Annotated in this window: 6 protein-coding genes; 3 read left to right on the top strand and 3 right to left on the bottom strand. The window is 66.7% G+C overall.

Annotated elements, in window-relative coordinates; genetic code table 11:
- Positions 1–126: 126 nt before the first annotated feature.
- Positions 127–1,379 (top strand): IS3 family transposase gene (locus AC5P09_RS50885; protein ID WP_493880459.1). Its coding sequence is split into 2 segments (ribosomal slippage): positions 127–409 and positions 409–1,379, totalling 1,254 coding nucleotides; the frame shifts between segments, so codons are not numbered across the junction.
- Positions 1,380–1,553: 174 nt separating this feature from the next.
- Here the strand turns inward: AC5P09_RS50885 and AC5P09_RS50880 are convergent.
- Complete coding sequence (locus AC5P09_RS50880; protein ID WP_493880458.1) at positions 1,554–2,495, bottom strand: alpha/beta hydrolase family protein; 942 nt, start codon at positions 2,493–2,495, stop codon at positions 1,554–1,556.
- 143 nt (positions 2,496–2,638) lie between these two features.
- Here AC5P09_RS50880 and AC5P09_RS50875 point away from each other — a divergent pair, with 143 nt between their 5' ends.
- Positions 2,639–3,031, top strand: a complete 393-nt coding sequence (locus tag AC5P09_RS50875; RefSeq protein WP_493880457.1) for a MerR family transcriptional regulator — start codon at positions 2,639–2,641, stop codon at positions 3,029–3,031.
- A 261-nt stretch (positions 3,032–3,292) separates the two neighbouring features.
- On the opposite strand, the gene AC5P09_RS50870 is transcribed toward AC5P09_RS50875, so the two are convergent.
- Together AC5P09_RS50870 and AC5P09_RS50865 are read right to left on the bottom strand one after the other, a co-directional pair.
- Entirely contained in the window at positions 3,293–5,350 is a 2,058-nt protein-coding gene (locus tag AC5P09_RS50870) for an alpha/beta hydrolase (protein WP_493880456.1), read from the bottom strand.
- 46 nt (positions 5,351–5,396) lie between these two features.
- The gene (locus AC5P09_RS50865; protein ID WP_308406592.1) at positions 5,397–5,819 is read right to left on the bottom strand and encodes a YybH family protein; all 423 of its coding nucleotides are present in this window, start codon (positions 5,817–5,819) and stop codon (positions 5,397–5,399) included.
- A gap of 146 nt (positions 5,820–5,965) precedes the next feature.
- Here AC5P09_RS50865 and AC5P09_RS50860 point away from each other — a divergent pair, with 146 nt between their 5' ends.
- Positions 5,966–6,619 carry a TetR/AcrR family transcriptional regulator gene (locus tag AC5P09_RS50860; protein ID WP_307021336.1) on the top strand — a complete coding sequence of 218 codons (654 nt, stop codon included), beginning with the start codon at positions 5,966–5,968 and terminating at the stop codon, positions 6,617–6,619.
- Positions 6,620–7,001: the final 382 nt, after the last annotated feature.

Here is a 7,001-nt window from a genome sequence, read left to right as displayed (position 1 = left end):
TCCATGATCACTGAGGGCCGTGCCTTCACGCGTCCTGCCGGCATAGCTTCTCTCGGACGATGGTGCGACCCTTTGTGAACCGCCCCGGGTTCGGTGGAGACTCGAACACGTGTAAGGATTCGAGTCATGGCACGACCTTCCTCTTACCCGCTCGAGCTCCGCCGCCGTGCGGTGCGCATGGTCGCCGAGGTGCGCGACGACTACCCGAACGAGACGGCCGCTTTGCAGGCGGTGGCCGAGAAGCTCGGCATCGGGTCCCGTGAGACGCTGCGGAACTGGGTGAAGCAGCACGAGATCGACGCGGGGACGCGAGCGGGGACGACGACGGAGGAGTCCGCCCGAATCAAGGCGTTGAAGAAGGAGAACGCCGAGCTGAAGCGGGCCAACGAGATTTTGAAGGCCGCGGCAAGTTTCTTCGCGGCCGAGCTCGACCGGCCACAGACACGCTCGTAGCGTTCGTCGACGAGTACCGGGACCGCTTCGGCGGCGTCGAGCCGATCTGCAGAACCCTCACCGAGCACGACTGCAAGATCGCCCCTTCCACGTATTACGCCCACAAGAAACGCCTCGAGACTCCCTCCGCCCGTTCCATGCGCGATGAGGAACTCAAGGAGCGGATCCAGGAGGTCTACACGTCCAACTACCGCGTCTACGGGGCCCGGAAGATCTGGCGCGAGCTGAACCGGCAGGGGCATGCCGTGGCCCGCTGCACCGTCGAGCGCCTCATGCGCGAGCTCGGCATCACCGGCGCCGTCCGCGGCAGGAAGGTGATCACGACGATCACCGAGGCGTCCGCCGAGCGGGCCCCGGACCTCCTCGACCGCGACTTCGTCGCCAGTGCCCCCAACCGCTGCTGGGTCGCGGACTTCACGCATGTCGCCACCTGGAGCGGGGTCGTCTACGTCGCTTTCGTCGTGGACACCTTCTCCCGCCGCATCGTCGGCTGGTCCGCCTCCACCACCAAGGAGGCCAGGTTCGTCCTGGACGCCCTGGAGATGGCCCTGTGGCAACGTGACCGGGACGGATTCCCGCACGCGCAGGGCGAGTTGATACATCACTCGGACGCGGGGTCGCAGTACACATCGTTCGCGCTGGCCGAGCATCTGGACCGAGCAGGCATCGCGGCATCGATCGGCTCGGTCGGCGACGCCTACGACAACGCCCTGATGGAATCCACGATCGGCCTGTTCAAGACCGAGCTGATCAAACCCGGCCGGCCCTGGAAGACGCTGTCCCAGGTCGAGCTCGCCACCGCCGAGTGGATCGACTGGTACTGCCACCGCCGACTCCACGGTGAGATCGGCCACGTCCCGCCCGTCGAGTACGAGACCACCTACTACATGCAATCCACGAAACCCCAGGTCACAACCATAATCTGAGATCTCCACCGAACCCGGGGCGGTTCAGTTGCACGGTGGCCTGCCAGTTGAGCAGGGAGCAGTCACCGGCAGGCGACGCACCCGAGGGAGCGGAACCCGCGCACTCAACCGCGGAGATCCCTAAAACCACACAGTGGGACGCCATCGTGTGGCAGCCGGATCTGGCGAGGGTGGTTACTTCGACTCCAGTCGTCCCAGCGGGTGGGGGTCACCAGCGAGCGCGGCTTGCGCCGTTTCCCAGTCGGTGTGGTCGATGCCGGTGACGTGGCGGAGGTAAGCGAGGGTGACTTGCCGGACGAGGGCGACGCGGCCGGGATGTTCGTCGGTAGTTTCTGCTGCCTCGTAGCCCGCGATGCCGCCGAGGGAGTGCTGGCCGCCGTAGACCGTCAGCAGGCTCTTGCCGCTGGGGCTCAGGGTGTACGGGTCGGTCGTCCAGGACGGTCCCCGGGTGGAGAGCGGGAGTTCGTCCTTGTCCCCGGCGACGACGAGTCCGGGCGCGGTGATGTGGGAGAAGTCCTGGCCGAGCAGCCAGGGAGCGCTCTCGAGGGCGAAGCGGGTCAATTCGTCGCCGCCCTTGCCGGCGGTGGCCAGCTGGACGCTGGCCATGACCCGGCGGTCGGACATGTCCTGCGCGATGCCTGTCGTCGGGTCCATGAGACGCAGGCCAACGAGGACACCCGCGGTCTGACCGCCGAAGGAATGCCCCGCCGCGACGATGCGGCTGCGGTCCACCCGGCCGGCCAGGGCGGGTACGGACGCCTCCAGGTGATCGAGTTCGTCGAGGATCTGCTTCATGTCTTGCACGCGGTAGCGCCACATGTGGGGCTTGCGGGGATCGTCAGCGGGGATACCGAAGCGCTTGGAGTCGAGGTGTGTGGCCTGGATCACTACGAAACCATGGGACGCCCAGTGGTCGACCAGCGGCGCGTAGCCGTCCAGATGCGAACCGAATCCGTGCGCGAACAGCACGATCGGCAGATTCGTACCGGTGACCGGTGCGGAAACGCGTACGGGCAGGTCCTCGCCGCGATACGGCGCGGGAAGCACGACCGGCTTGACCGACACAGTCGGGGTGAACGGGGGGTCCGTGAGGCCGGTCATCTGGCTCGCGGTCATTCTCGCGTACTCCTTTCGTTCGGGCCTTCGTGCGCCAGGAGACGAACCGGGCGAGCCCCGTGGTGAGGCGCACGTCGGTTACGCTAAAACCTCACGTTGACGTCAGAGGCAAGTCGCGTGACGGAAGTCGCACAGGAGACGAGATGCGCGTCGGAGAACTCGCCGCCCGGACCGGCGTCAGTGTCCGGGCCTTGCGCTACTACGAGGAGCAGAACCTGCTCAGCGCCGAGCGCAGTTCCAGTGGCCAGCGCCACTACCCCGAGAGCGCGGTCGACCGGGTCCAGCTCATCCAGCAGCTGTACGCCGCCGGGCTGTCCAGCAAGACCATCGCCGAGCTCCTGCCGTGCGTCATCGACGGCCGTGCCACACCCGCCCTGCTCGAGCGGCTGGCGACGGAGCGCGGTCATGTCGACCAGCGCATTACCGATCTCCTGCACGCCCGGGACCGGCTCGACTCGGTCATCACCGCCGCCACCAGCAACATGCTCACGGGCATGTCCTGCCGACGGGAGGCCGGAGTCCACGTCCAGCGCTGACGGACGATGAGGGGCGTCGATTCGGCCGCGAGTCGTGCGTCGGCGCGACGGACGTCCCCGCGGCGCCGTCCGCGGAGGCGGCAGCCCGCGATGCGTCCTGCCAAGGCGGGTTATACGCGGACCCCTACGTATCCTCGGGCTGCGGGCTCCGGCGCCTTGATCCCCTACACCACCTCGCGGGACGCCATCCAGAAGAGCTTGGTGGGCGGGCGCCACAGGTCCCTGCGGCGCCCGCCCATCCCATAGTCTCCTCCTACGGACTCAAGAGCTCTTGCGCATCGCCGGTGTGCGCCAAATGCGGTCCGGCCACCTGCGGAAGTGCTCGACGCACAGCAGCCCAAGATTCGCTGCCGCACCTGCACCGACTATGGCTGCAGCAGGCGCCAGGAGACCGGAAAGCGCGTAACAGCCGATCCATGCCCCGAGGAACGCCCCGCAGACCGCGGTCACCAACCCAGCGCGCCGCATCTGGGATGAGCGCTCATTACGGGTCCAGGCCAGATAGGCGCCGAGGCCTACCATCAGGCCCGTCCCGGGCACGATCACGCTCGCGCTGGCCACGAAGTCATCGGGACCTACCGTCCAGATCAGCAGAACCCCCAGCAGCCATCCGCCAAGGCCGAGCGGGATCACGGTCCCGGTTCGTACCCAGACACTCGCGCGGGGGCCGAAGCCACCGCGCCTGCGCGACCAGCGTGCGACCACGGCAAGCAGAGCGAGGCCGAGGGTTGCGCCTGCGAGGGTGACTGCGATCAGTATCTTGGCCACCGTGGACATGCTCCACGGAACGGCCTCGAAGTTGACGGGCCTCCTGTCGAACTGGGACCTGTCCGCCTTGCCGGTGTCGAAGAAGGTGGTCAGTAGACGTTTTCCGGCTTCGGGACGGTGCTCCCAGAAGTCGGCGGTGTGGCCCAGCCCGGGAAGGATCACCTGCTGTCCCCGGGACAGGGCGGGCAGCAGTTCGTCGGTGGCCAGTTGCGCGGGGGTGGAGAAGTCGACCTCACCGCTGACGAGGAGGGTTTCGACGTGACTGGGCCGCATCTGGCGATACTTGGCGTTGTCGGGGCTGTCCGGCCATACCGTGGACAGACCGGACTCGCCGGCCCACAGGAAGTCGGTTGAGGCGTTGCCCAGGGTCGAGCCCGGATCGCCACCGCTGTCGTAGTAGCGCTGTGCTGCTGGTCCATCGATCATGGCGAAGGAAGCGAACTCGCCCCAGACGATGGAATCCGGCAGTGTGAGGTCACCGAGGACAGACATGGCCCACAAGGCGCCGGTGTCCCGGCTGAGATAGGCGTCGATGACGGTCGGAGCGTTGTTCGGTGCCGAGGCCGGACCGTTGTGATGCATGGCGTACTGGCTCAGAACCCGGACGTTGGTGTCCTTGATGCGGAAGGGCCCCCAGCGTTCAGGGATCTCGCCGGCGGTCTTCCGGATCGATTCGGCGAGGTCAGATGTACGCGCGGCGCAGGCGTCGTCGTCGCACAGCCGTGTGTACTGGGCGAACTGCGCATCGGTGATGCGCGGGTCCCAGAAGAAGTGCCCGGGCGGATTGACCGACACCATCGCGGAGCGGTGCAGCACCGCCGGGTGCCGCCAGGAGTAGATCATGGCGGTGCGTGTTCCAGCACTGGAGCTGAGGAGGTCGATCTGTGAGTAGCCCAGGGCGGTACGGGCCGCTTCCAGATCCTCCACCCGCTGGAGAGCGGAGTAGCCGGTGAGGTCGATCCCGTCGTCGGTGAGACGGTCCGCACACAGTTCGAACGCTTTGGTCGTGGCAGGCAGTGTCTTCGATCCCGCGATTCCGTCGGCGGACTGCATGACCGCGGTGACCTCGGGGCAGTCCAGACGGCGCGATCCATCGATGCCCCGGTAACCGACCAGGACCACATCGTGTTGGCCGGTGAGCCGGCTTGCCTGCGGGAAGTCCATGTTCGTTCTTCCGGGGCCGCCGCCCAGTCGGAAGATCGGTTCCGCGGGGTCTGCGGAAGTGGCCCGGACGCGGGTGACCGGAAGTGCTATCAGCTCGGACTTGGGGTCGCGCCGGTTCTCCGGGACGGCGAGTGTGCCGCAGTCGGCGGCGACGGTTCCGGCTTCGGTGTCGTAGTCGCAGGGGCGCATGGTGAGCGACCCGGAGGCGGCCCCCTTGGGTACGGACAGGAGATGTTCTGGCCGCAGCGCCAAGTAGCAGAGCGACACCAGGAGTCCGCCGGTGACCACGAAGGCGAGCAGGGGCCGCCATGACTTGAGAAGTGTCATTTCGTTTCCGTATAAGTGCGCGCGGGCCCGAGCTTTCCCCAGGGGAGGTACGACGGGCATTGGCGCGTGGGGTCGTCTCGAGTGGTTCGGACCGCGGGGAGCCCTGTCAGCCTCGCTCCCACAGCGGCAACCGGAACATGGCGTAGGTGAACTTGCCGCTGATGCGCCCTGCGGTGTCGAAGTGGAACACGTCCACGCCGTGCCACTGCATGCGGCCGCCGTAGCGCGCACGGGCGAACAGGCGCAGTGGCAACGGCACATGACGGCCGGACTCTCCGCTCATGTCGAGCCGGCAGGCCCAGCGGATCGTGGCGAGCCGGTTCGGCTCGTCGACGATCTTGTCGTACACGGCGAAGTGCATGGCGCCGTAGCGCCCGGCGAAGTGCGGCTCGAACTCTTTGCGGATCGCCGCGATGCCACGTCGCTCCGGGAGGTGGCCGGGCAGGTACACGGCGTCGTCGGCGAAGAAGGACATGACCTTGTCAAGATCGGGGCTCGGCTCGTTGAAGGCGGCAACGAAGTCGTCAATGGTCTGACTGAGGTTGGTCGAGGTGGCGGAGATGGTCTTTCACTCCCGGAGCGCGATGGGGTTGTCGGATGCCGGGACATTAACAGAACACCCGTATCTTAACAAGAGATGGGTGTTCTGTTAGATCTGGACTAGGATGAACGGTCATGTCAGCGCCATTCCAGCGGGCTCGACGCCCTGATCAGAAGGACCAGCGCCGTGAGGCCATCCTCACCGCCGCTCGGGAGCTCGCCGAGCGTTCCGGCGTGGCCAGGGTCAGCCTGCAGGACATCGCCACCGCGGTCGGACTCGCCAAGTCCAACGTGTTGCGCTACTTCGGCACGCGTGAGGAGATCTACCTACATCTGCTGATGAGCGCGGGTTCTGAGTGGGCGAGCGTGGTCAGTGCCCGGTTGCAGGAAGTGAGTGGGACCGAGGCAACAGCCGGCGTTCTCGCGGATGCCTTCGTGGACCGGCCGCTCTACTGTGATTTGACCACGCACGCGGAGACGATGCTCGAGCACAATGTGTCCGTGGAGGTGCTAAAGGTCTTCAAGAGGTGGGCCATCGACACCTACTGGGCGATCGGCCAGCGCATCTCCGCCGCTTGCCCGGAACTGACCCCCGCCGATGGCGCCGCACTCGTGATGACAGCCAGCGCTTTCGTCGCGAAGCTGTTTCCCATCACCCGTCCGCCTGAGGCGCTGCGTGAACTGTACGCGCGCGAGCCGGAGATCGCGGGGGCGTTCCCGCCGTTCCGCCCCACACTGAAACGCATGGTGGCGGCCACTGCAGCCGGCCTGCCTCTGGTGCGACAGTAGACGACTGAAAGGGTGTCAACAGGCGGGGGATGAGACCCGGTTGCGGCTGTGAGGTCCGCGAGCCGGGACCGGGCCGACCGCGACGGCAGCTGGCGCAAGAGGGTCCTGCCCCTACTTCGAACAGGGCCCAGCACACCAACCTGATGGGTGAGAGCCTGGAAGTTGGGACGGCAGTGTGGTGAAGCATCAAGTAGACGAGCCTTTCGGCTGAGTGGACCGTCGCCACCGCGGGCGTCGCATGTTCGTCTATTCGCCCGGCCGTGACGCGGCCCCGCACCCCGCACATACGGGTTTCGACGCACTCACTTAGACCGACCGGCGAATGGATCACTTGAGGCGTCGGGTGGTGGGGCGGTCGTCCCAGCGGTAGCGGCTGGTCGCG

This window comes from Streptomyces sp. a15, assembly GCF_059026085.1.
This window is presented reverse-complemented; position numbering and strand designations above follow the sequence as displayed.

What these genes read in the sequence shown, in the direction of transcription:
- AC5P09_RS50880 (WP_493880458.1), bottom strand. Translation starts at nt 2,495, where the DNA reads ATGACCGCGAGCCAGATGACCGGCCTCACGGACCCCCCGTTCACCCCG.
- AC5P09_RS50860 (WP_307021336.1), top strand. Translation starts at nt 5,966, where the DNA reads ATGTCAGCGCCATTCCAGCGGGCTCGACGCCCTGATCAGAAGGACCAG.
- AC5P09_RS50870 (WP_493880456.1), bottom strand. Translation starts at nt 5,350, where the DNA reads ATGCCCGTCGTACCTCCCCTGGGGAAAGCTCGGGCCCGCGCGCACTTA.
- AC5P09_RS50875 (WP_493880457.1), top strand. Translation starts at nt 2,639, where the DNA reads ATGCGCGTCGGAGAACTCGCCGCCCGGACCGGCGTCAGTGTCCGGGCC.